23 protein-coding genes, 1 tRNA gene and 1 pseudogene are annotated in these 23,201 nt (G+C 62.7%); 13 read left to right on the forward strand and 12 right to left on the reverse strand.

Annotation, left to right across the window (positions count from 1 at the left end):
• Positions 1-127 precede the first annotated feature (127 nt).
• Positions 128-685 (forward strand): HNH endonuclease, encoded by a 558-nt coding sequence (locus NKG95_RS17975; RefSeq protein ID WP_023677956.1) that lies wholly within the window; start codon positions 128-130, stop codon positions 683-685.
• A gap of 230 nt (positions 686-915) precedes the next feature.
• On the opposite strand, the gene NKG95_RS17980 is transcribed toward NKG95_RS17975, so the two are convergent.
• The gene (locus tag NKG95_RS17980) at positions 916-1,434 is read right to left on the reverse strand and encodes a disulfide bond formation protein B (RefSeq protein WP_023721064.1); all 519 of its coding nucleotides are present in this window, start codon (positions 1,432-1,434) and stop codon (positions 916-918) included.
• A gap of 29 nt (positions 1,435-1,463) precedes the next feature.
• Positions 1,464-2,051, reverse strand: a complete 588-nt coding sequence (locus tag NKG95_RS17985; RefSeq protein ID WP_023721063.1) for a YqaA family protein — start codon at positions 2,049-2,051, stop codon at positions 1,464-1,466.
• 369 nt (positions 2,052-2,420) lie between these two features.
• Here NKG95_RS17985 and NKG95_RS17990 point away from each other — a divergent pair, with 369 nt between their 5' ends.
• The 5 genes from NKG95_RS17990 to NKG95_RS18010 all read left to right on the forward strand — a co-directional run bounded on the left by NKG95_RS17990 (position 2,421) and on the right by NKG95_RS18010 (position 6,963).
• Positions 2,421-4,280, forward strand: a complete 1,860-nt coding sequence (locus NKG95_RS17990) for an ABC transporter ATP-binding protein (protein ID WP_353041724.1) — start codon at positions 2,421-2,423, stop codon at positions 4,278-4,280.
• Positions 4,281-4,638: 358 nt separating this feature from the next.
• On the forward strand, positions 4,639-4,887 hold the full coding sequence (locus NKG95_RS17995; RefSeq protein ID WP_353041726.1) for a hypothetical protein: 249 nt from the start codon (positions 4,639-4,641) through the stop codon (positions 4,885-4,887).
• A 28-nt stretch (positions 4,888-4,915) separates the two neighbouring features.
• Positions 4,916-5,161, forward strand: coding sequence for a hypothetical protein (locus NKG95_RS18000; protein WP_353041728.1), 246 nt, complete (start codon positions 4,916-4,918; stop codon positions 5,159-5,161).
• Positions 5,162-5,319: 158 nt separating this feature from the next.
• A tRNA-Leu gene (locus NKG95_RS18005) sits at positions 5,320-5,404 on the forward strand.
• 299 nt (positions 5,405-5,703) lie between these two features.
• Entirely contained in the window at positions 5,704-6,963 is a 1,260-nt protein-coding gene (locus NKG95_RS18010; protein ID WP_352483533.1) for a hypothetical protein, read from the forward strand.
• On the opposite strand, the gene NKG95_RS18015 is transcribed toward NKG95_RS18010, so the two are convergent.
• From NKG95_RS18015 to NKG95_RS18030, 4 genes are all read right to left on the reverse strand, one after another.
• On the reverse strand, positions 6,956-7,501 hold the full coding sequence (locus NKG95_RS18015) for a hypothetical protein (RefSeq protein WP_023721059.1): 546 nt from the start codon (positions 7,499-7,501) through the stop codon (positions 6,956-6,958). The two genes, NKG95_RS18010 and NKG95_RS18015, sit on opposite strands and share 8 nt — an antisense overlap.
• Positions 7,501-8,094 carry a hypothetical protein gene (locus NKG95_RS18020; RefSeq protein ID WP_353041730.1) on the reverse strand — a complete coding sequence of 198 codons (594 nt, stop codon included), beginning with the start codon at positions 8,092-8,094 and terminating at the stop codon, positions 7,501-7,503. The genes NKG95_RS18015 and NKG95_RS18020 overlap by 1 nt, the downstream gene beginning before the upstream one ends.
• A complete protein-coding gene (locus NKG95_RS18025; RefSeq protein WP_031194561.1) occupies positions 8,091-8,690 on the reverse strand; it encodes a hypothetical protein in 600 nt (199 codons plus the stop codon). The genes NKG95_RS18020 and NKG95_RS18025 overlap by 4 nt, the downstream gene beginning before the upstream one ends.
• Before the next feature lie 136 nt (positions 8,691-8,826).
• On the reverse strand, positions 8,827-9,258 hold the full coding sequence (locus NKG95_RS18030; RefSeq protein WP_353041731.1) for a winged helix-turn-helix transcriptional regulator: 432 nt from the start codon (positions 9,256-9,258) through the stop codon (positions 8,827-8,829).
• Between the two features lie 147 nt (positions 9,259-9,405).
• Between NKG95_RS18030 and NKG95_RS18035 the strand changes: the two genes are divergently transcribed.
• Entirely contained in the window at positions 9,406-10,221 is an 816-nt protein-coding gene (locus tag NKG95_RS18035; protein ID WP_352909938.1) for an antibiotic biosynthesis monooxygenase, read from the forward strand.
• Between the two features lie 154 nt (positions 10,222-10,375).
• Positions 10,376-11,113, forward strand: coding sequence for an SDR family NAD(P)-dependent oxidoreductase (locus tag NKG95_RS18040; protein ID WP_352483536.1), 738 nt, complete (start codon positions 10,376-10,378; stop codon positions 11,111-11,113).
• 221 nt (positions 11,114-11,334) lie between these two features.
• On the opposite strand, the gene NKG95_RS18045 is transcribed toward NKG95_RS18040, so the two are convergent.
• The 3 genes from NKG95_RS18045 to NKG95_RS18055 form a co-directional block, all read right to left on the reverse strand.
• Positions 11,335-11,943: a hypothetical protein gene (locus tag NKG95_RS18045; protein ID WP_023721053.1), complete on the reverse strand. Its 609-nt coding sequence runs from the start codon at positions 11,941-11,943 to the stop codon at positions 11,335-11,337.
• Between the two features lie 214 nt (positions 11,944-12,157).
• Positions 12,158-13,438, reverse strand: a complete 1,281-nt coding sequence (locus tag NKG95_RS18050) for a GNAT family N-acetyltransferase (protein ID WP_353041733.1) — start codon at positions 13,436-13,438, stop codon at positions 12,158-12,160.
• Positions 13,438-14,838, reverse strand: a complete 1,401-nt coding sequence (locus NKG95_RS18055) for a lipopolysaccharide biosynthesis protein (RefSeq protein WP_353041735.1) — start codon at positions 14,836-14,838, stop codon at positions 13,438-13,440. Before NKG95_RS18055 ends, NKG95_RS18050 begins: the two co-directional genes overlap by 1 nt.
• Positions 14,839-15,113: 275 nt before the next feature.
• Between NKG95_RS18055 and NKG95_RS18060 the strand changes: the two genes are divergently transcribed.
• From NKG95_RS18060 to NKG95_RS18065, 3 genes and pseudogenes are all read left to right on the forward strand, one after another.
• Positions 15,114-15,299, forward strand: coding sequence for a hypothetical protein (locus tag NKG95_RS18060; RefSeq protein WP_353022826.1), 186 nt, complete (start codon positions 15,114-15,116; stop codon positions 15,297-15,299).
• A 53-nt stretch (positions 15,300-15,352) separates the two neighbouring features.
• Positions 15,353-15,510: pseudogene (locus NKG95_RS34320) on the forward strand (IS1380-like element ISCARN79 family transposase); the annotation flags it as partial.
• A 229-nt stretch (positions 15,511-15,739) separates the two neighbouring features.
• Positions 15,740-16,738 carry an NAD(P)-dependent oxidoreductase gene (locus NKG95_RS18065; RefSeq protein WP_353041737.1) on the forward strand — a complete coding sequence of 333 codons (999 nt, stop codon included), beginning with the start codon at positions 15,740-15,742 and terminating at the stop codon, positions 16,736-16,738.
• A 235-nt stretch (positions 16,739-16,973) separates the two neighbouring features.
• On the opposite strand, the gene secA is transcribed toward NKG95_RS18065, so the two are convergent.
• Positions 16,974-19,706, reverse strand: coding sequence for a preprotein translocase subunit SecA (gene secA / locus NKG95_RS18070; protein WP_353041739.1), 2,733 nt, complete (start codon positions 19,704-19,706; stop codon positions 16,974-16,976).
• Positions 19,707-19,959: 253 nt separating this feature from the next.
• Here secA and NKG95_RS18075 point away from each other — a divergent pair, with 253 nt between their 5' ends.
• Complete coding sequence (locus tag NKG95_RS18075; RefSeq protein ID WP_023721047.1) at positions 19,960-20,877, forward strand: peptidylprolyl isomerase; 918 nt, start codon at positions 19,960-19,962, stop codon at positions 20,875-20,877.
• A 43-nt stretch (positions 20,878-20,920) separates the two neighbouring features.
• Here NKG95_RS18075 and NKG95_RS18080 read toward each other — a convergent pair whose 3' ends face one another.
• Positions 20,921-21,577: a TetR/AcrR family transcriptional regulator gene (locus NKG95_RS18080; RefSeq protein ID WP_352789585.1), complete on the reverse strand. Its 657-nt coding sequence runs from the start codon at positions 21,575-21,577 to the stop codon at positions 20,921-20,923.
• Between the two features lie 265 nt (positions 21,578-21,842).
• On the opposite strand from NKG95_RS18080, the gene NKG95_RS34325 reads away from it, so the two are divergent.
• Complete coding sequence (locus NKG95_RS34325; protein WP_502913965.1) at positions 21,843-21,923, forward strand: hypothetical protein; 81 nt, start codon at positions 21,843-21,845, stop codon at positions 21,921-21,923.
• Between the two features lie 3 nt (positions 21,924-21,926).
• Here NKG95_RS34325 and NKG95_RS18085 read toward each other — a convergent pair whose 3' ends face one another.
• The gene (locus NKG95_RS18085) at positions 21,927-23,153 is read right to left on the reverse strand and encodes a caspase family protein (protein WP_353041741.1); all 1,227 of its coding nucleotides are present in this window, start codon (positions 23,151-23,153) and stop codon (positions 21,927-21,929) included.
• Positions 23,154-23,201: the final 48 nt, after the last annotated feature.

The following is a 23,201-nucleotide window of genomic DNA, read 5'->3' on the forward strand; positions in this document are numbered from 1 at the left end:
CCGCAAAAAAGCATTGAAATCATGCGTTTTTGAGACCCGGCATGATCGACAATCCGCTTCACATCCCTGTCATGTCGGGCTTACAGTATCCGCGTCGACCGGTTCTAGGGTGAAGGAGGTCAACGACGTGACGGTTGCCGTATCTCCGGATGGGCTTCCAGCGCTGGTGCTGAATGCGGATTACCGTCCGCTCAGCTATTACCCCCTGTCGCTCTGGTCCTGGCAGGATGCCATCAAGGCGGTGTTCCTCGAGAGGGTGAACATCGTCGCCGAATACGAACACGCCGTCTCTTCGCCGACCTTTTCGATGAAGCTGCCGAGTGTCGTCAGCCTGAAGGCCTACGTGAAGCCGTCGAGGCATCCGGCGTTTACCCGGTTCAACGTCTTCCTGCGCGACCGTTTCCAGTGCCAATATTGCGGCACGCCGGACGATCTGACGTTCGACCATGTCATTCCGCGCCATCGCGGCGGCGCCACGACCTGGGAGAATGTCGTCGCTGCCTGCTCGCCCTGCAATCTGAGGAAGGGCGGCATGATGCCGGCCCACGCCAAGATGTGGCCGCTGCAGAAGCCCTACCAGCCGACGGTGCATGATTTGCATAACAACGGCCGGCTGTTCCCGCCCAACCATCTGCACGAAAGCTGGATGGATTATCTGTACTGGGATGTCGAACTGGAGCCTTGAGATCATCCGATAATTCGGGAGGCTGGCCGTCTGAAGCGATTTTCTGCGCTTCCGGCCTTCGCCGGCCGAAGCATTTATGAGCGGTCGTGGTGTGGTAGTTAAGGCTACGGCTGGCGTAGGCCGGTGCTCACGTACTTTAGTACGCTCCGCTCCGGTTCTCGATAATCACTTGATACGACTCAGCCTGCCGAATTCTTGAATAATCTCGCGTCGGCGCAAGGGTGAACCGCTCAATCGCGGGCAAAGGCGCTGCGGAAGGCTACGACTGCCAGGACAAAGCTGGCGATGGCGTTCCAGCCGGCCAAGGACAGGCCGAGGATGCGGAGCGCCGCCTTGTCGCAGGAGGGCGGGACGAATTTGTCGAGCGCGTCGAGCACGCCCTTGCCGCCGGTGTCCACCGGTCCGGCGGCTGCGGTGCAATCGGTCGGGCCCGGCCACCACGCCCATTCGACGCCGGAGTGATAAACGCTGAGATAGAGGCCGTAGAGCATCAGCAGGCCGCCAATGGCCAGCAGGCCACGGCTTATCCAGGCGGGCGCCTTAAGGGCCGACGCAAGCACCGCCAGCAGCATCAAGGGCACGCCGACATAGTAAGGGGTGCGCTGCTCGAGGCAGAGCTTGCAAGGGATGTAGCCGCCAACATACTGGAAGGCCAGCGCCGAGCCGACTGTGGCGGCCATGGCGACGGCGAGGAACAGGGCGGTGCGCAGCCGCTGGCGTCCGGTATCGGCATTCACGGTCGCTGTCATCGGACTCAGTCCATTCGGTTCGATGCCGTTCAGACGGCGTATTTGACGACGATATAGAGCAAAATCAGGGCAGCGGCGCCGGCGCCCGCAATCTGGCCAAGGCGCTTTTCGATGAAGTGGCGGATCGGCTCGCCATAGCGGCGCAAGAGCCAGGCGAGAAACAGGAAGCGAGCTCCGCGCGCAACGATTGCCAGCACGATGAACAGCAGCAAAGGAACGCCGATGACGCCGGACAGGATTGTCACCACCTTGATCGGCGGCAGATGGGCGAGGCCGGAGGTGACCAGCATCAGGATGATGAAGCCGACACCCGACGAGACGCGCATCGCCTCGAACTCGTCATATTTGCCGTAAAATTCGAGGATCGGCCGCGCCACCGCGTCATAGGCGTAATGGCCGATGAACCAGCCGGCGATGCCGCCCAGCACCGAGGCGACGGTGGCGACCAGCGCGTAACGATAGGCGCGATCCGGCCGCGACAGCGCCATCGGGAGATAGAGGACGTCGGCCGGCACCAGGAACACCGAACTCTCGACGAAGGCGATGAACGCCAGCCACCATTCGGCGGATTTGCTCGCCGCCAGCGACAAGGTCCAGTCGTAAAGTCCGCGAAGCATCGGCACTCCTAATGCACGCCCAAACCGGTAGTGGTCTTGGGTCACGACATGTACAAACAAGATTTGGAAGCGCGCCGCATCAATCTCGTCGGACAAGGTGCGCTTCAATGACATGCGCCGCCTGTCTAGAAAGATTTTCCGCGCTGCACAATGGCAGCTGCTTCACGAAATCGAAAGGCTGAGGCTTGAGCGAGCCCAGATGTCGGGATTGGCCAGTTGACGACCAGGCCATGGCATCGAGCACCTGCCCGCCTGAAGTGCGTCAAGGCAATATCTAATAGATCGTGGGTTTTCCCGTCGAACACGATCCGTGTTTAAATACGGCGATTTTTGTCACATCCTGTCTTTCCATCCGCCCTTTGCGCCGCCATGACGTTCTCCGATTTCATTTACCGCCCCTTTGAGACGCTCATCCGTCCGCTGGATATTCCACCCGGGCCGCTGCCAGCGAGCGGGCCGTTTGCGCTGCTCCTGCATTTCGCGAGGATGTTCCGCGGCACTCTTGCGGCCATTACCGTCTTGATGATGGCGATCGAGGGGATCAACCTTGCGACGATCTGGGGGGCCTCGTTCGTCGTCGACGGGGTGAGCGCGAAGGGCGCGGCGGTTTTCCTGCACGAGGACTGGCCGACGCTGGTCGTGCTCGGCGTGCTGGTTTTCCCCGTGCTGCCGTTGCTCATCTTCCTGGGCAATGCGCTGAACTCGCAGACGGTGGCCGTATGCATGCCGGCGGCGATGCAATGGCAGGGCCACAAGGCGGTGGAACGCCAGGACCTTGCCTTCTTCCACGATCTCTTCGCAGGTCAGGTTGCGTCGCGCATTTCGCAAGTCGCATCCGCCGTGCAGCAGCAGATCGTCGTGGCCTTTTACAGAATACCGCTGTTTCTGGTGCAGCTCGTCGGTTCGCTCGTTCTGCTTGGCGCGTTATCCTGGCCGCTGGCGCTTCCGGTGTTCGTCTGGATCGCCGCCAACATCGCCATTGCGGTGGTGGCGGTGCCCCAATATTCCGAACGCTCGCGCCGCTCGGCGCGGGGGCGCAGCCTTGTTGTCGGCGCCATGACCGACCTCTACAGCAACATCCAGATGGTCAAGCTGTTTGCGGCGGAAGACAGCGAGGCGGGCGCAATGCGCACCGTCATGGAAAACGCCATCGAGACCCAGCAGCGCGAAAGGCGCATCTATCTGACGACCGACATGGGCGTCGTCCTGCTCAATGTTGCGCTCTTTCTCACCAACGTTGCCATAGGGCTCTGGGGATTTGTCGCCGGCTTTGTCACGATTGGCCAGTTCGCCGCATCGATCGCCATCGTTCAGCGGCTCAATGCCAACTCCCGTGCCTTCCTGCAGATGGGCCAGCAGATTTTCCAGGCGGTGGGCACCATCCGCGACGCAATGCCGGTCGTGACGACGCCGCCGACTATAAAAGACGCGCCGAACGCCAACCCGCTCGACGTCACGGCCGGCGAAGTCGAGTTCAAGAACATCCAGTTCGAATACCGCGAGGGCCAAAGGGTGATCGAAGACCTGTCGCTCACCGTGCGCGCAGGCGAGAAGGTCGGGCTCGTCGGCCTCTCCGGGGCCGGCAAGTCGACCCTTGTCAGCCTGCTCCTAAGGTTCTTCGAGCTGAAGGGCGGCGCGATCCTGATCGATGGACAGGATCTCCGCAGCGTGACCCAGGCCAGCCTTCGGGAGAGCATCGGCGTCGTCACCCAGGACGTCTCGCTGCTGCATCGCTCCGTCGGCGACAACATCCGCTACGGCCGGCCCGATGCCCCGCCGGAGGCGTTGGAGCACGCCGCGATGCTGGCCGAGGCCGACGGCTTCATCGCCGATCTCAGAGATGCTGAAGGCCGCACCCGCTACGACGCTTTCGTCGGTGATCGCGGCGTGAAGCTTTCCGGCGGCCAGCGCCAACGCGTCGCGATCGCCCGGGTGTTGCTCAAGGATGCGCCAATCCTGGTTCTCGATGAGGCGACGTCCGCACTGGACAGCGAAGCCGAGGCGGCGGTCCAGTCCAAGCTCGCGGTTCTGATGGAGGGCAAGACCGTGATCGCCATCGCCCATCGCCTGTCGACCATTGCCAGGATGGACCGGATCGTCGTCCTCGACAAAGGCCGCATCGTCGAGGAGGGAAAACCATCGGCGCTGTTGGAACGCGACGGGCTCTATGCCCGACTGTGGAAGCGTCAGACCGGCGGCTACATTGCCGACGCCATCGAGGAGATGTGAGCCGCCCTCGGTGATGATGTTTTGCTCATGGCCGGCTCGACACATTCTGCTTTCACTCCAGAAACCGGAATTGGCTGAACTCGTTTCCACCGTAGCGTTCGGAAGCCGATCATGAGCGAAGCCACAGTCCCGAACTCCCGTGCCGCCATTCTCGAGCGGCGATCTGCCGGCGTGCTGACATGGTCCGGCCCCGCCTTGATGTTGTGCGCGCGCTCGGCGTTCGCTGTTGCCGCGCAGGGCCTGGTTGCGGCCATTTATGCAGCGCACGGTTCGGCAACGCCCTGGCGCGACGCAGGGGCTTGGCTGCCGGCATACGGCAGTTTGATCGACGCGGGCTGCCTTGGTCTCCTGTGGTGGCTTGCACGGGCGCGAGGGCATCACGCTGCTCGATTTTATCAGCTTCGATCGCAAACGCTTGGGGCGCGATCTGTTGTTGGGCGTCGCGCTCATCCTCCCGAGCCTCGTTTTCATCTACGGTGGGATCATCGCCAGCAGCCTGTTGGTCTACGGCAACCCTGATGCACTGCAAATATACGGACCTTTGCCGCTCTTGCCTGCGCTTTACGGGGTGCTGATCTTTCCGTTGGTCTGGGCAGACCACCTATAACGGCTATCTTCTGCCGCGTTTCCAAGTCTTGTCGGGAAGCACGGGATTTGCCGTTGCCGTCGTAGCGTTTTCCTGGTCGTTTCAGCACGCCGTGATGCCGCTGACGTTCGATCCACACTTCATGCTCTACCGGCTCTTGGCGCCTATCGCCCATTCGACATTCATCACCCTCGTGTACCTGCGCGTGCGCCGCATCCTGCCGCTGGCGACGGCGCATTGGCTCATGGATGGGGTGTCAGCATTCATCGGCATTCTGTGGCCGCTGTTGAGGTAGAAGGGTTCAAACGGGCTGAGATGCCCACTATGGACCGAAGCCTCCGATCGACGAAATCGAAAGCCTGGGCTTGGGCTAGATAGGGTCTCGGGAATTGGCCAGTTGACGAACAGGCCTCCAACCGTATAGTCCGCGCCCATCCAGGCCGCCCGGCCTGAGCCCCTATGGCGGAATTGGTAGACGCGCTCGACTCAAAATCGAGTTCCGCAAGGAGTGCTGGTTCGATCCCGGCTAGGGGCACCATTTCTTAAATTCCCACGCCACTTCTTATTAAACCCAAGGGCGTCGGTGGGATCGTCCACGACGCCCTCGACGGCATCGAATGGTTGCGTCTTGCCTGTTGCCGCAAGCTGCCCAAGCTTCCGCTGAACGGTGCGCGGACTAGACCCAAGCGCAATTGGGCGTTCCTCACCACCGCAATCGGGCGTGCTGCGGTCCCCGCCATCACGAGGGATGCGCCGCCAACTCCGCGGTCAGCTGGTATAGCCGAACCGGACATTCCGTGGATTGAGGCGCCGGTCTTGCTCGGCTATGCACATGGCATGACAACGACCGACGATATTGTCAGGCCTCTTTCCCTTACCGTGGGTCTTATTGCCCGCTTCTGGCCGCAACTGCTGCTTCTCGGCGCCATCGGCTATGTAGCGCGCGACCTCCTGCTCAACGCGGCAGTCACGGTGGGCCTCGTCAATCCCCTCGGCGGGATGGTTGTGCTTTCGCTGGTGGTGCTGACGAAGCTTCTGGTCATCGTGGCGATGTTCGTCGCCCTGCGTCCGGGACTGCCGGCACTCGCCTCGCTTCGCCAAATGTCGGCAAGCGGTGCGAAACAGGAGAAAACGTCCCAGCCCGCCGACCACTTGCTGGCGGTGACCGCGGCCGCCATCTTGCCCTTCTTCGCCTATTACGCCGCATGGGGATTCCTCGGCGACAGTGTGCGAGAATATTCGCGGCTGGCGCTCGAACGCATTCCGCTGGGAGAAAGCGCCGACATATTCGGCCTGCTGCGCTCCAGCGGCCTCATTGCGTCGATTGTCGGCTGCTGGTTGGTCCGCTGGTTCGCGAAGCGCATGAACAAAGGCGCGCGCAGGCCTTACTGGCGGCTGCTCGTCGTGGCGGCGGATGCAAGCTGGATTTTTATCGGGCTCTATGCGCTCGATATCTGGAAGGACGAGTTCATCACCTGGATCGGGGCTAGTGCGTTGCGCAGCGAACTCAGCATGGGCGCAGGATCGCTTGTCCTGTCGATCGCCGCTCACGCTGCCGAAGGCTTCACGCCGGTCGAGTTCAGGCAGCCCGGCATCCTGGAACAGGCGCAAAGCCTGTTCTTCTATGCGCTTCTGCCAATGGTCTGGCTGGTCATGGCGGCGATCATCAACGGCTACGAGCTGACGGCCGCTTCGGCAGCGGCCGCGCCGCCGCCGTCGCGCGGGTCCACCTGGCGCAAATGGTTGAGCGACTTCATCACGCATTTCCTCGGCGGCTACCGCTCGCGCTATGCGCCGATTTGGGCCTGTCTCAAGCTCACGCTCGGCGCAGGACTCGCGACGCTGCTCACCTTCGTCGTCGCCTACCGGCTGATCGGCTGGCTTTGCGCCTGGCTGTGGTTTGGCGCGACGCGGACGCTCGGCGCGCCAGACCTCGATACATGGCAGGTCGTCTTCAGCTTCGCCAGCGTGTTCATCGGCAGTCCGAGCGATCTTGACGGCGGCATAGTGCTCGACGCCTTGAGGATCGCGCTGCTGGCGGCGGTGCTTGAATTTGCGGTGGCGGCGCAACGGCAGCCGCTGAGGGTCGCTACCTGAAGAGCAGATGGCGCGGCCTGGCGTTCGCCAGCGTGACCGACAGCGCAAGGCCGCTTGCCGTCGCCGGAATGACGAAAGTCTCGGCCATGCGCGCCGTGCCGTGCGTGCCGGCGCCCTGGAAGGCCAGCCCGCCGCAGCGGGGCTTGTCGGCTGCCTCGGGCTGCATCTTGCGCACGACGGGCCGGGTCAGGAAGGCAGGCAGCCAGCGGCGGCCTTCGGCGTCTGTGAGCACAACGGCGCAGGGGCTTTCTGCAAGGAGACCAGGATCCTCGATCCTCGCCTCGAATTCGGCCAGCACGACGGCTTCATCTGCCGAGCCGCCGGGCAGGCGCGACAGCGTTGTCAGCCGCCATTCGGCCCCGGCGTAGCGCTGCGACTCACCCCTGTCGACCGCGATCGGGTCGCGGTCGCTACCGGATCGCCATGCCTCCAGGCTTTCCCAGGAATGCACCAGCACTGCAACCGGCAGGGCGAAGCCCAGCCCAGCAAGGCTCAGCCAGTAGCGGCGTCTCTCGGCACGGGAAATGGCCTCCGCCATCACTCGGTCTCCAGCGTCCAAGGCATCGGGCCATCGCTCCGGCGGATCGTCACGGCGCCAGGGATGTCGCCCACCGCAAGTTCGGTGATTGCCACCCGGACCTCTTCACCCAGCGGTGTGAATGCCGATGGCGCGACCAGCACGGTTCCGCCCGCAAGTTCGTTTTCCGGGACTTCGAAAGCCATGAGCACGGGCTTTGGCAGTCCCGGCTCCAGCCGCTCTGCCGGCAGCATTGCCGGCATGGTGGAAATGCGCTGGCTGAGAGAATAGCGCAACCCGCTCGGGCCGAGCCATTCGGCGGAGGTCAGGGTCAGGCTCTCGCGTTTTGCTTCGGCGGCGGCCTCGACCAGGACCCAGACCCCGGAAGTGGTGTAGGTCCGGGTCTGGCCAAAGCGCTCGATCCTTACGGTACGCGCGAGATGCACGTCGCCGACGGCCAGCGCGAAGGCGCGTGCGTCGGTGCGCTCACCCTGCTCGCCAGCAATCGAGACGGGCGAGGTGATGTTGCTGTAGAGCGGGGTAGTCCGCTGCATTGCGTAGAGGATCGCCGCCGCGAAGATGATCGCGCCGGTTTCCTTGAGACCTGTTCTCATTGCCCCGGCCCGACGACCATTTCGGTCTTTACCGGCAATGCCACGATCGCGACCGGATCGCGATCGAACCAGCCCGAGCCGCCGTAGAGATTGTCACGCCGCTTGTAGATCTGGCTGCCCACCACGAGACGCAGATCCTGCGGCAGCGGCTGCGCCTTCGGCCACTCCCAGGCGGCGATCATGTGTTCCGGTATGCCGGGATGGACGCCGCTTGCGATCCATTTGTCGCGTGCAAGATAGAAGGCCGGCGCCTGCACGTCCGTGATCGGCGGGTCGATGTCAAACATGGACGCGAAGGCGTTGCTGGTCGCCGCCGAGCGGTTGTCGAGGTCGAATTCGACCATCAAAAAGGTCTTCGGCTGGGACGGCTCGGTTCCCGTCGGCGGAACCGAGCCGGTTCGGGCACCGCGAAACGTAATAACCCAGCGCCCGGTGTCGATGGGCTCGCCGGCTGCGACCGTTGGAGTTGGCCGCGAGTTGGATGCTTCATACACCGTCATTGCGAATGACGCGGCGGCCGCCGCGAGGCCACCAAGGCCGGCGACGAGAAACGCAAAAAGACGCTGCCGCAAAGTCGATCGCTGTCCGACGGACATGTTTCCTCCCGCGGACTATCCACCAGACCCGAGCCACAGATGCAACCTGGAGAGGTGAGCTATGCGGTAACATTTATGGCACAATTCGAAACAGCTTCGTCTTGGATCGTGCTGCGGGCCGGACCCGCCGCCGTGCCTAGCGGAGGGCCGCCACGACGTCGGCGAAATCGGCCCGCTTGCCATTGTCGGCGCGGCGCAATTGCACCTCGACGGGCCTGCCGTCGGATTGGTCGCAGTAGAAGATGGGTCCGGGCCGCACCCATTTGTCGCCCCACTCGGTCAGCGCGATGATGACCGTTTTGAATTCCAGCCCCTTTCGGGTCAGGACGTATTCGGCCTGCTCGCCGGCGGCACCCGAACGACGGTCCATCAGGCCGGCCTCGACGAAATCCTCGAGGCGCTTGGCCAGGATGTTGGTGGCAATCCCCAGGCTCTTCTGGAATTGCGAAAAGCGCGTGTAGCCGCCGAACATCGCGTCGCGCAGGATCAACAGGCTCCAGCGCTCGCCGACCAGCTCCAGGGCGCGTGAGGCCGAGCAGTTCTGTTTTTCATAAAGACGACCAAGCATGGCGTGAACATACCCTGTTGACTTGCATCATGCAAGTATGCATTGTGCTTGCATGATGCAAGCGATGGAGCTCGAGAGAGCGTCGCTCACTTCATCGCCCGAGACTTGGGTGCCCATCAACCGTCGGATCCAGACAGGAGATATGTCATGAAAAAGGATGAAGATTACACGACGTCATTTGTCGTTGAGCAAAGCCCGGAAGAGGTTTTTGCGGCGGTTGTCAATCCGCGCGCCTGGTGGTCCGAAGACATCGACGGCGATACCAACAAGCTCGGTGCGATATTCTACTATCACTTCAAGGATATCCACCGCGGTACCTTCAAGGTTACGGAGCTTGTGCCCGGCAAGAAGGTCGTCTGGCACGTCGTCCAGAACTACTTCAACTTCGTCAAGGATGCGACCGAGTGGACCGGCACGGACGTGGTCTTCGAGATCGCGCCGACCGACAAGGGTACCGAGCTGCGCTTCACCCATGTCGGGCTGAAGCCGAGTGAAGAATGCTACGACGTCTGCCATGACTCCTGGCGCTTCTATGTCGCGAGTCTTCGCGACCTGATTTCGACGGGCAAGGGGCAGCCCAACAAGGGCGAAGAGAACGCCAATCCAACGGTCGTGCCGCAAAACGAGAACATCGGCCTCGAGCGCAAGACAGCGAGCGATGGCGCCGAGATGATCGTCATGACGACGGCAGCGGCGAAGCCCGGCATCGAGAGCAAGGTGCGGGATGCCCTGCGGGACGTAGCCGGCGCGGCCCGCAAGCAAAGCGGATGCATCGACTACAGCGTCTTTCGCTCGGAGGCAGAGCCGAACGTTACCATCTGCGTCGAGCGCTGGGCATCGAAGCAGGAGCGCGACGCTTTTCTGGGCTCGGCGGACGCGAAGAATTTCGTTTCGGCCATAACCGGCGCCTTCCTGGAGCGGCCTTCGCCGATCTCCTACACGACATTGGAAGTCGGGTCCTGATTGCAAGGGTTCGCCCGGCGACGGTGCCGGTGCCGGCTGCCCTGGAGCAATGCAATGGGGGACGGCATCCAAGCATGGAACAGAAAATTATAACCTACTTGCATGATGCAAGAACGAATGGCTTGCATTCATGCAAGTAGGAGGAGAGATCGCCGTGCCAAAATCGATGGAAGTCACAGACAAGGCCGTTCTGGTAACCGGGGCCAACCGCGGCCTCGGCAAGGCGCTGGTCGAGGAAATATTGAGGCGGGGTGCCAAGCGCGTCTATGCCGGCGCGCGCAAACCGCTCGCCCACGCGGATCGGCGTGTCACGCCGCTGATCCTGGACGTGACCGATACGGCGCAGATTGAGGCGGCTGTCGAAAGGGTCGGGTCTCTCGATATCCTCATCAACAATGCTGGCATCGGGCTCTACGACGACCTTGGCGATCGTGCTGCGCTCGAGCGACACCTCGCCGTCAACCTGCTCGGCGTACACGGCGTAACCGACGCATTCCTGCCGCTGCTCACGAGTTCGCGCGGCGCCGTGGTCAACATCCTGTCGGAAGCGGCCCTCGTTCCCTTCCCGATTATTCCGTCCTACTCGCTGTCGAAGGCCGCCGCGTTCTCCATGACGCAATCGCTCCGTGCTCTCGCCGGCGCTCGTGGCGTGAGCGTTCATGCGGTCCTGTCCGGTCCCATAGACACCGACATGAGCAGAGACGCCGACATCCCGAAGAGCTCTGCGGAGAGCGTCGCGAAAGGTATCCTGGACGGCATGGCGCGAGGGGAGGAGGAAATTTTCCCCGATCCAAAATCGGCGTCCATGGCCGAGAGCTGGCGCGGCAGCGCGTTCAAGGCGCTCGAACGCCAGATGGCGGCTTTCGTCCAAGCCATGCCCGCCAAGTCATAGGCGACCGCGCTGCGAGCCCAACGGCCCCGCAGCGAATGCGCTATGGCGAAATTGCCCTAGGCTGCCGATGCGTCGCCGGTTCGATCCGGGCTGAGGGCACCATTTTCTTCCGGGAAACCTCGAGAGGTTACTTGGGCGTTATCCCAGGAGCGTCCTCTGGGATAACGTCTGAGATCCGGCAGCCCTTCCTGGCAAGCTGCGGATCGCAGCCCGAGCCGCTATCACATCGGCCCCGGCACCATCTTGGTCGGCTGCTCCGGCATCGGAAACGCATAATTGTCGCATTTCACGTCCGGGTTCGTCGGGCTGAACATTCCGAGCGGGTTCTCCTTGAACAGCCAGGCGTGAAGGTCGTAGTGGTGGAACTCCTTCGGGATGAGCGGATAATGCCCCTCCATAGGCCCCATGAATGTCTGGCCGAAGAGCTTCGGCGGCTCCTTGGTGTCCGGCGTCAAGGGCACGAGCCATTCCACACCGACCAGGCGCAATTCGCCGCCGACCGGCTCATAGATCAGCACATTGGGGCGCGTCGGATCCGCGGTCGGGCCGACAGTCGTGACGTTGACGAAATGGATGCCCATCGCGCCCTTCGGGTAGTCCATCGCTCCCTCTACCTTTTCGCCGCTGTAGAAGACGCATCCAACCGTCGACAGATAAAGCTCGCGAATGGCAACCTTGTAGTCTTCATACCTGGACAGCGATTTACGCAGGGCATCGATCTCGGCCTTGTCGGGTTCGGCGGCCCGAGGAGCGGCGGCGTTCAGACACGCGCCGACGAGACCTGCCAATGTGAGGATACCGAGACGCCTGAGGTGAGTTGTTTTCGTCATGCATTCCTCCCAGATTTTTCTTCTGGCCGTGCAGGACCGAGGCGGCAGTGATGCTGGACGCGCGGCCGTAATTGATCGCCTCATCCCGGTTGGGACTGCGTCGATGCTAATCCTTTCCGCTGATCGGGAGAATTAACCCTGACGACCTAGGCCCGAGCAGGTCGATGGTGCGGAGACGGTCGGCTGGGCCGGGTCCCCCTTTGGACCCGATGCGCTACCGTCGCCGCAGCAGGCTTCTCATCCGGTTGCGCAGCAGGCGCGCCATGTTGCGGGTCTCGCGGTAGAGGTGAAGCTGCGAGGCCGCCTGGCGGGCGGGGCGGTCGGCGTCCGGCGTCAGCCCGATCACCAGCGTGCCCATCGGCTTGCGTTCGCTCCACAGCCGGCTCATCACGGGGTGGTCGGGCACCGCGCAGGAATCGGTCATCATGATGTTGGGGTCGTCGAGATGCTGCCTGGTCACCTCGATCATCAGCAGCGTGCCCGGCGAATAGGCGGCGAGCGTCTCGTCATAGGCCGTCTTCCAGGTATAGGCGACGCCGGCCTCGACGAAGACGACCAGGCAGGCGATGGTGCGGCCGTCGAGCGTCAGCGAATGGATGCGGCAGAGATCCTGCTCGGCCAGCCGGTGCACCGCCTCGCGGGCGAAGGCGGCGCGGTAGCGGTCGATGGCCATGGCGGTGCGCTCGCGGCCTTTCCAGCCGGCAGCTTCCAGCGTCAGGAAATTTTCGATGGCATGGCGGATCTCGTCCGGCCCCCGTGCAACATGATGTTCCAGCCGGCCGAGGTCGGCGAGGCGGCGCTTCAGGCGGCGGAACTCGCGATAATGGTGCGCGCGCAGCGAGGCCTTGAGATAGTCTTCGCCGTCGAGCGCGCTTTCGAGCACCGGGCGGTCGGCCTTGCCAGTGGTGACCAGCGTCAGGCCGCGCGTTTCGGCGACGGTCGCAAGCAGGCTCGCCACCGGGCCATCCAGCCGGATATCGGGCAGCACGAAGACTTTCGGCAGCTTGAGATGCGGCCTGGACAGCATCGAGAAGAAATCCTCGATCACGCCGATCGGATCGTCGCGGTCGACCAGCGGCGTGCCAATCGGGCCGAACGGGCTCGACCAGGTGCGCATGACGGGAACGCCGAGCGGCACCGCCGGCCGCTCGACCGAGAACGGCACCAGCAGGCGCAGCCGGTTGCGATACTGGTCGCCGTCGCGGATGACGGCCAGCCGCACCTCGCGGTCCTCCAGCCTGGGCATGGCAGGAGCCAGGAAGCGCGGATTGAAGAAGACGTTGGGCTCGATCGTGCGGGTGCAGAGATAGTCGAGTTCCTCGACCAGGTCGAAGCCGGCGGAGGCCGGATAGATGGCGAGCTTGCGTTCGGGCCGGTTGTTGGCGAGGATCTCGACATGGGCGGGATCGGCTTCGCGCGCAAGCCCGGCAAGGCCGGACACCATGGCGCCGGCCGGGCCGCCGCTGGTTTCCTCGAGCAAGGGGACGGCAGCCATCAGGCGGCTCCTTTGGCGGGCACGAAAATGACCATGGCGATGCCGAGCTTGCGCCAGACCGTGAAGGACAGCGCGCCGGCCTCGAAGATCATGGCGAAGACGGTGGCCATCGCTGCGCCCCACAGACCGAAGAGCGGGATCAGCACGACGCTGAGCGCGATGTTGAAGGCCAGCGTCATGGCGTAGACGGCGGCGCAGATGTTCTGGTTGCCGCTCATGGTGAGCAGGCTTTCGCAAGGGCCGACGGCGGCCCGAGCGACGACGCCGAACACCAAAAGGAACAGCAGCGGATAGCCGGCGGCAAATTCCGGGCCGAACAGGGTCAGCATCGGCTCGCCCAGCGTCAGCACCAGCAGCGCCATCGCCAGCGACGGCCAGAACGTCCACGACACCGTCTCGCGGGCAAAGGCGGCGAGCTTTTGCGGCTCGCCATGAGTGAACTGCGCATAGCGCTGGGCGACACCGGCCTTGACCGCGAAATAGACGAAATGCACCAGCGCCAGCGTCTTGACCGTGGCGAAATAGACGGCGACGTCGTTGGGATCGAGATAGGCGCCGACCATCAGCACGTCGGCATTGGTGAGCAGGAAGAAGAAGCTCTCGACCAGGAAGATCGGCAGCGAGACGATGAACCACTGGCCGAAATGCAGCTTCATCGGCCCGGCCGGGATCCTTCTGTCCATGCGTGAAGTGACGCCGATGAGCTGACCGAGCGTGGTGGCATAGGTGGCGGCGATCGCGGCGAAGATTGCCGTCCTGGCGTCGGGCGCGTAGCCCGCCAGCAGCATCAGCGCCATGAACGCCAGGATCAGCAGCGGCCGCACCAGGAAGGTCGGCGATAGCGCAAACAGCGCCCAGGAATTGGCCCGCGCCAGCCCTTGCAGAAGATCGGACATGGCGATCATCGGCAGGCAGATGATGCCGAGGATGAACGGCACGACATAATAGCCTTCGATAAAGGGCGACAGCAGCCAGACGCCGAGCGCGCCGAGACCGGCGATCACCGTCGAGGCAATCAGCACGAACAGCCGGCTGGCCCGCACGATGCCGCGCAATTCGGCCATCATGCCGCGCTCGCGATATTCGGGAATGAAGCGGATGACTGAGGTGTGGAAACCGAGGCAGGCGAGATTGCCGACGATGACCATCGTCACCCAGACGAGGACGAAAATGCCGTACTCGAACGACCCCATCCAGCGCGCCATCAAGACCTGGCTGACGAAGGCGATGACGGCGCTGACGATGCGGACCGAAAATGCAATCAGCGACATGCGGCCGGCCTCGCCGCGCTCGCCTGCGGTGAACAGCACGGCATCGATCAGGCCAAGCAGCGGCCTGATGCGCAGCGCAAGGCGCTGCGGCAAGAACCGCCCGGCTGTCGTCGCCGCGGAAAAGCGCACCCCGATCACACTCCGTTTTCCGCTTCTTTTCTGGGGCTGGGTGTAGCGAGAACACATTAAGAAACGGTTGGGTGGGGTGCTCCCTTCGCCCCGTCTCTATACGGGGAGAAGGTGCCGGCAGGCGGATGAGGGGCGGCGCGCTGCTTCATATTCATCACTCGCGCAGCCCTTCACCCTGCCGGTAGTGTCTCAGTTTGAAATACGCGGAAACGCCTATCTCGTTTGCCCCAAATGCGAAAACGCCTATATGCTTAGCGGAAAGCATGGCAGCAACAATGGCCTATACTGTCATCTGGTATGGAAGGCAGGGCATCGTCGACAAGTTGATCTTCGACGACGAGAAGACCGCGAAAGATCATGCAACCTCCATGTTCCAAACCCGAAAGGGTGACGATGGAATTGTGTCCGTTGAAGTTCGTAAGGACAACGGCGCTGTCGTCTTTAGCCATGCAGAGAACTAGGAATGCCAACCGGACCTAAAGGCCAGGAAGGATGTTCTGGCACCACTTACCAGCTCACAAAGAAGCTCATCAAGATCGTTGCCGAGGTTATCAGCCATGGGCGTTATGTCGCCTTCCAGATGCGGAGGTCGCTATCCCGAGGCAACTCTTCACCGACATCCTGCGGCTGATCGCGGAACTCCGGCCATCGCCCCATCCATCACCGGCGTGACCGGCCCGGTTGTCATGCGTTTCAGCAAAACAAGGGGAGAACTATGCCTTGAAGAAAGCGAAATCGACATCCTCGGCCAGCAGCGGGCAGACATCACGGCTTTGGCGGATCACCAACGCCATTTTTGCCGGGGTCTGATCTTGCAACTGGTGCCAGTTTGCGCAAACCTCAGTCTCAACAGAACGGTAATCCGGTGGATGCCTGATTACCTGAATCTGGGAGGGGCGAAGTGTTAGGCGAGCCCATTACCGTTCTGATGGTCAATGAGTATCCTGACTACATTGATGCACAAGTGTGGGCTGCTGAGCTGAAAACCCGTGTGCCGCAGCTGGAGTTCAGGCTTTGGCCAGACGCCGGGAACAAAAGTGACATAGATATTGTGCTGATCGACAAGGGCGCCAGTCCTGGCTTTTTTGATGCCATGACGGGGCTAAGCGCCGTCGTCTATTTGGGAGCCGGTGTCGAGGGTATTGATCTTCAGAGCTTTCCCAAGAGTGTTCCGCTCATCAGGCTCGCAACGCGTGAGCAGGCTTCGGAAGTGGTGCAGTACGTCGTCCTTCGCGTTCTCTGCCAGCAACGGCATGTTGCGGATTACATGAGTCTACAAGCCCGCAAGTTGTGGAATCCGATCGCGCCGCGGAAGATCTCCGAGACAAGAATAGTTGTGCTTGGTGCGGGCCGGATCGGTGGCTGGGCCGCAAAGCTGTTTGCGGACTTTGGCTACGACACAGCAGTCTGGTCTCGTCATCAAAAGACGCTTCCTGGCATACACAGTTACTTTGGCCGTGCCCAGCTTGCGGGCGCACTCACAAGTCGGGACTACGTTATCTGTTCACTTCCCCTGACTGGTGAGACTCGTGGGATACTGAACTTGAGTGCCTTTGGAAAAATGAAGCGAGGTGCCTACCTTGTGAATGTCGGCAGGGGCGCGCATGTCAACGAAGCCGACCTGATCCGCGCTCTCGACGAAGGTCAGCTTTCTGGTGCTTGTCTTGACGTGTTTGAGCGTGAACCGCTGGAGGCTTCATCGCCGTTGTGGACTCATCACCAAGGTGACCGTCACACCTCATGTCGCGAGCTTCTGGGTGGATTCTGGAATCGACCAGGCCGCCGATCTCTGCGGTCAAGTCGCCAGAGGAGAGCCTCTGTCCAACAAGATCGACCTCGAACGGGGTTATTGAATCAAAGTAGTGTCTTTACCCACTTTAGCAGGTTCCGATCTTCATGAAGCGCGGACATCAGCGCGTGCGTCACCCGGCTATTAGATTTCAAACTCAAACACCACCGCCGGTCGAGATACAGAAAATTCGAAATGCGTATTTTGGTGTCGGCGGGACACCGCCCCCCTCTGGCCTGCCGGCCATCTCCCCCTCAGGTGGGGAGATTGGCTAGTCGCAGACGTCCGTGCCGCCCCGCCTTAGGGCACCTTCTCCCCGTATGACGGGGAGAAGGAAAGCGCAGCCTTACGCAAACGCCCCGTGACAATGCTTATACTTCTTGCCCGACCCGCACGGGCAGGCTTCGTTGCGGCCGACTTTGCCCCAGGTTGCCGGGTTCTTCGGGTCGCGGTCTTCGGGGGCGACGATGGCGTTGGTTTCCTGGCGGACCAGCACGGCCGTCTCGCCGCCTTCGAAATCGTCTTCGCCGGTGCTGCCGTCGATATGGCTGCCGAACATGTCGGGGGCTTCGGGTGGCGGCGCTTCCGCCGCCTGGCGGACCAGTTCGACGCGCATCAATTGCGCCGTGACGGCTTGGCGCAGATTGCCCAGCATCGCCTGGAACAGCTCGAACGCTTCGCCCTTGTACTCCTGCAGCGGATCGCGCTGGGCATAGCCGCGGAAGCCGACGACCGAGCGCAGATGGTCGAGATTGACGATGTGCTCGCGCCACAGATGGTCGAGCGTCTGCAGCACCACGGAACGCTCGACATAGGTCATCACGTCGGGGCCGAAGCGCTCGGCGCGCTCCTTGGCGGCGGCTTCGGCAGCCTGGCTGACGCGCTCGCGGATGTCGTCCTCGGCAATGCCTTCTTCTTTGACCCAGTCCTCGACCGGCAGATCGAGATTGAGGAATTCGGCGATCTCGGCCTTGAGCCCGGCGACGTTCCACTGCTCGGCATAGGCGTTTTCGGGAATGTTCTTGGCGACGATCTCCTCGATGACGCCTTCGCGCATCTCGGTGATGGTCTCGGACAAGCCTTCGCCGTCCATCAGCTCGATGCGCTGCTCGAACACCACCTTGCGCTGGTCGTTCGAGACGTCGTCATATTTCAACAGGTTCTTGCGGATGTCGAAGTTGCGCGCCTCGACCTTCTTCTGCGCCTTTTCCAGCGCCTTGTTGATCCACGGATGGATGATTGCCTCGTCTTCCTTGAGGCCGAGTTTCTGCAGCATGCCGTCCATGCGCTCGGAGCCGAAGATGCGCATCAGGTCGTCCTGCAGCGACAGGAAGAATTTCGAGCGGCCGGGATCGCCCTGGCGGCCCGAGCGGCCGCGCAACTGGTTGTCGATGCGGCGCGATTCATGGCGTTCGGTGGCGAGCACATAAAGACCGCCGGCGGCGAGTGCCTTTTCCTTCAGCCGGGCGATGTCGTCGCGGATTTCCTTTTCCCTGGCCTCGCGCTCGGGGCCGGCCGGCATGTCGCCAAGCTCCTCGGCAATGCGCATGTCGGCATTGCCGCCGAGCTGGATGTCGGTGCCGCGGCCGGCCATGTTGGTGGCGATGGTGATGGCGCCGGGCTTGCCCGCCTGGGCGACGATCGCCGCTTCGCGCTCGTGGTGGCGGGCGTTCAGCACCTCGAAATCCTTGAAACCTTCCTTGCGCAGGCGTTCGGCCAGCTGCTCGGACTTCTCGATGGAAGTCGTGCCGACCAGCGTCGGCTGGCCCTTGGCACGGGCTTCCTTGATCTCCCTGACGATCGCCTTGTATTTCTCCTCGACCGTCCGGTAGACCTCATCGTCTTCGTCAATGCGGATGACCGGCAGGTTGGTCGGGATCTCGGTGACGTCGAGATTGTAGATGTTGGCGAATTCCTCGGCCTCGGTCAGCGCCGTGCCGGTCATGCCGGCGAGCTTCTTGTAGAGGCGGAAATAGTTCTGGAAGGTGACCGAGGCGAGCGTCTGGTTCTCCGGCTGGATCGCCACATGCTCCTTGGCTTCGAGCGCCTGGTGCAGGCCCTCCGAATAGCGGCGGCCGGGCATCATGCGGCCGGTGAACTCGTCGATGATGACGATCTCGCCGTTGCGGACAATATAGTCCTTGTCCCGCTGGAACAGCCGGTGCGCCTTCAATGCGTTGTTGACGTGATGGACGATGGCGACGTTCTCGACGTCGTAGAGCGACTCGCCCTTGAGCAGACCGGCATCGCGCAGCATGTTCTCCAGCTTTTCGGTGCCTTCCTCGGTGAAGATCGAGGTCTTCTGCTTCTCGTCGATCTCGTAGTCCTGCGGCTGCAGCTGGATGATGAAGGTGTCGATGGTGTTGTACATTTCCGAACGGTCCTCGAGCGGACCGGAAATGATCAGCGGCGTGCGGGCTTCGTCGACCAGGATGGAATCGACCTCGTCGACGATGGCGTAGCTGTGACCGCGCTGCACCATCTGGGCGCGCTCGTATTTCATGTTGTCGCGCAGATAGTCGAAGCCGAGCTCGTTGTTGGTGGCGTAGGTGACGTCGGCGGCGTAGGCGACGCGCCGCTCCTCGTCGGACAGGCCATGGACGATGACACCGACGTTGAGGCCGAGGAATTTGTAGACGCGGCCCATCCATTCGGAGTCGCGCGTGGCCAGATAATCGTTGACGGTGACGACATGGACGCCATTGCCGGCGAGCGCGTTGAGGTAGACCGGCAGCGTCGCCACCAGCGTCTTGCCTTCGCCGGTGCGCATCTCGGCAATGCCGCCATTGTGCAGCACCATGCCGCCGATCAGCTGCACGTCGAATGGGCGCATGCCAAGCACGCGGCGGGCGGCCTCGCGCACGGTGGCGAAGGCCGGCACCAGGAGGTCGTCGAGGCTGGCGCCGTTGGCGAAGTCCTGGCGGAATTTGTCCGTGCGGGCCTGAAGCTCGGCGTCGGAAAGCGCCCGCATCTCGTTTTCCATGGCATTGATCGCCTCGACGCGCGGCCGGGTCGATTTGACCCGACGATCGTTGGAGGAGCCGAAAACCTTACGGGCGAGACCGCCGAGACTGACCATCCAATGGCCCTTTCGATAGCATTCCAAGTCATTGCGACGGGCGCCGGCCGGCCCCCATCAAATCCGCGTGAACGCGGACAAACGCAAAAAGCGCCCGGAAAACGGTTCTGGACGCAAAGTCGTTGGACAGATAAGAGGGGGCTCATTCGATGTCAACGCCGCGCTCGCCCTGTCGACCGCGCCAAATTCCGCCACAATCCTGCTGGTCTGGAAGCCATTCCGCTCTAGCTACCCCGCTTTGGAGATAATCGTAATGTCTGTATTGTTCCGCCGCGCGTCGCTCGCCAGCCTTGGTCTGGCATTCGGGCTGTCGGCCCTCTCGCTGTCGCCGTTGATGGCGCAGGAAGCCGCCCCTGCCCAGCCGGCGGCACCCGCCCCGGCGGCCAAGCCGGTCGATCCGAACGCCGTGGTCGCCACCATCAACGGCCAGACGCTGACCGAGGCAGACCTTGGGCTTGCCGAGGGCGAGCTGTCGCAGCAGTTCGCGCAGCTTCCGCCCGAGCAGCGCCGCGCCGCGGCGCTGTCGGCGGCGATCGAAATCCGCGTGATGGCGGCTCAGGCGGTGACCACCGGCCTCGACAAGGATCCCGACTTCCAGCGCCGCATGGCATTCCTGCAGCAGCGCGCGCTACATGGCGAAATGGTCGAGAAGGGCGTCGTCAACAAAGTTACCGATGCCGAGGTCCGCGCCCGCTACGACCAGGAAATCGCCAACACGCCGCCCACCAACGAGGTGCACGCCCGTCACATCCTCGTGAAGACGAAGGAAGAGGCAGACGCCATCATCAAGCAGCTCGACGGCGGTGCCGATTTCCAGAAGCTTGCCAACGAGCACACCAGCGATCCGAGCGGCAAGACCAGCGGCGGCGATCTCGGCTGGTTCGGGCCTGGCCAGATGGTGCCGGAATTCGACAAGGCGGCGTTTGCGCTGGCGGTCGGCAAATACACCGAGCAGCCGGTACAGTCGCAGTTCGGCTGGCACGTCATCAAGGTCGAGGACAAGCGCACCAAGCAGCCGCCGGCCTTCGACGAGGTCAAGGACCAGGCCCGCCAGGCGGTCATCCGCGACAAGTATTTCGCGCTGGTCAAGTCGCTGCGCGCCAACGCCAAGGTCGACATCCCCGATGCCAACCTGAAGAAGACGGTCGACGCACTGGAAAGCGCGAAATAGGCCAGATTGAGCTACGACAGGGCGCGCTGCCGCCCTGTCGCTTCTATTTGGTAGGGCGAACGATGATGCGTCGACGCCGCCGCCGGACCGCCGTGGCATCGCCGGCATCGTCAGCGACGATGCCTTTCAAGACATAGCCGACCGCCCTGTGCAGCGTCGCTTCGTCCTCGTCGAGGCGGTTCGTCAGAAGATGCGTCCAGGCGTACGAGCCGATCAGGTCGGCGACGACAGTGGCATCGACGTCGGCTGCCACCTCTCCCCTTGCCTTGGCGCGTTCGACCATCTGGCCGGTGTGGACGCGCCGCCCTCTTGCGTATTCGGCAAGGGCGGCGGCCGCTTTTTCGTCCGACTGCGCCTCGGCAATCAGCGATCGGAACACGCTGCCCGACGATGTGTCGCGCCAGTGCGCAAACAAGCTCTTCAGGAAGCCGACGAGGTCCTGCTCAAGGTTCCCGGTGTCGGGATTGTCGACACGCTTTTGCCGCTGGTAGACGTCGAGCAGCAGAGCGGCCTTGCTTGGCCACCAGCGATAGATCGTCGGTTTTCCGGCGCGCGCCCGCCGCGCCACCGCCTCGATGGAGAAGCCGGAATAACCGGCTTCGACCAGTACCGCTTCGGCGGCGTCGAGAATGGCATCGGCGCTTTCGGGGCTGCGCCGTGCGCCGGCTGACTTGCGCCCGGGATCGGTGGTCTCGCCCATTTCTTTGTCCTTGCCCGCGATTTCAGCAGCCATCATATACAACTCTTGACGAAACGAAACGATCCGTTTCATATGTAACGGAACGTTCCGTAACGATAAGGAGAACAGCAATGACCTCGACTGTCGCCACGCGTTTTTCGCGCTTGCGCTTCGCCCTGCTGGTGCTGCTCGGCGTCTACCCGCTGATCACTGCCATTTTGTACATGGTTTTCCGCTGACCAAGGAGTGGCAAATCTGGCAGCGTACGCTGGTCATCGCGCCGCTGATGGTCTCGATCATGATCTGGGGACTGATTCCGGGCGTGCAGCGGGCGTTTCGCGGGTTCATCAACCCAGCGGTCCGGTGATGTTCATTCCAGCGCCTGCGACGTTTCCGACGCAACGCGCCACTCGCCGTCGGCCAGCACGAGTTCCAGCATGACCCGTGCCTTGCCGGTCAGCCGCTGCGCCGAGTGGTCCTTCGGCACATAATCGTAGGTCATGGCGAAAACCGCATCGGCGCGGTCCTTGCCGTGCGGCGTCACCTCAAGGCTGCCGGGCTCAAGACCGAACGACCACGACGCCCATTGCGCGAACCAGTCAGTCTTGACCTTGACGATGGCCTCGCTGTCGTAGCGCGTGCCGTAGATGGTGGCCGACGCACCGTAAAGCCGCTTGACGGTCTCGCGCATCGCCTTGGCATCAGGCGCCAGATAGTCGTGGCGCAGAAACTGCTCAATGGCGCCCTTGTCGCCGACGGAGCGTTCGAGCGCTGCGACCTCAGACGCGGGCGCCGGGGTGACGGCCGGTTTCGGTTGCTGGGCACTGTCTCCGCCCGGCACGAATTCGAAACGCTCGAGCAGCGATCCCTGCTCCCAGGGACGCTGCGCCTCGCGCGTTGCGGAAACGACATCGCGGCGCACCGCGATCATCATGTCGTTGATGCTCTGTCCGGGCTCCGCCATATGCCGCAAAAGTGCGGCGGCGAAGGGCGAGTTGCGCTCCGTCCCGTCCATTGCCACAGCGCCGGGCGCCGTCGAGAAGGCAATGAATGAACCGCGTGTCGACTCGAACTGGGCGATGCCGGCGAGAGCCGTCGCCGAGCGCGTCGTGGCGCTGCGGCTGAGGCTTCGGGCAAACGGGTTGTTGCGGCAGGCATCGAGGAAGACCAGGCTGACCTTGGTCTGCTGCTCCATGATGTCGAGGACCTCGTCGATCGGCACCGCCTCGAGCTGCAGCTTGACCGGCATGTCCAGCCTGGCGTCGACCGGCACGATGAAGTTGCGCCCGTCGACCTGCAGGCCATGGCCGGCATAGTAGAACAGCCCGGCACCGGCGCCTTGCAGCGCATCGGAGAATTCGCCGATCTTGCGTTCGAGCTCGCGCTTGCCGAGATCGTTGCCTTCGATCACTTCGAAACCGATGGCGCGCAGCTTGTCGGCAATGTCGAGCGCATCGTTGACGGGATTGGCCAGCGTGCCGGCTTTGGCGTAGCTGCCGTTGCCGACCACAAGCGCCACGCGCCGCGCCGTCTGCGCATCCGCGCGCAGCAGCAGAAAGCCCAGAAACGCCAGTGCCAAGACCACAAGCCTGCCCATGGGGCAGGATCATAGCGCTATCGGCCGCAGCGATGCCAACAAATTTGC

Origin of the sequence: Mesorhizobium sp. M1423 (assembly GCF_040317575.1) — a bacterium.
In the GTDB taxonomy this organism is placed as follows: domain Bacteria; phylum Pseudomonadota; class Alphaproteobacteria; order Rhizobiales; family Rhizobiaceae; genus Mesorhizobium.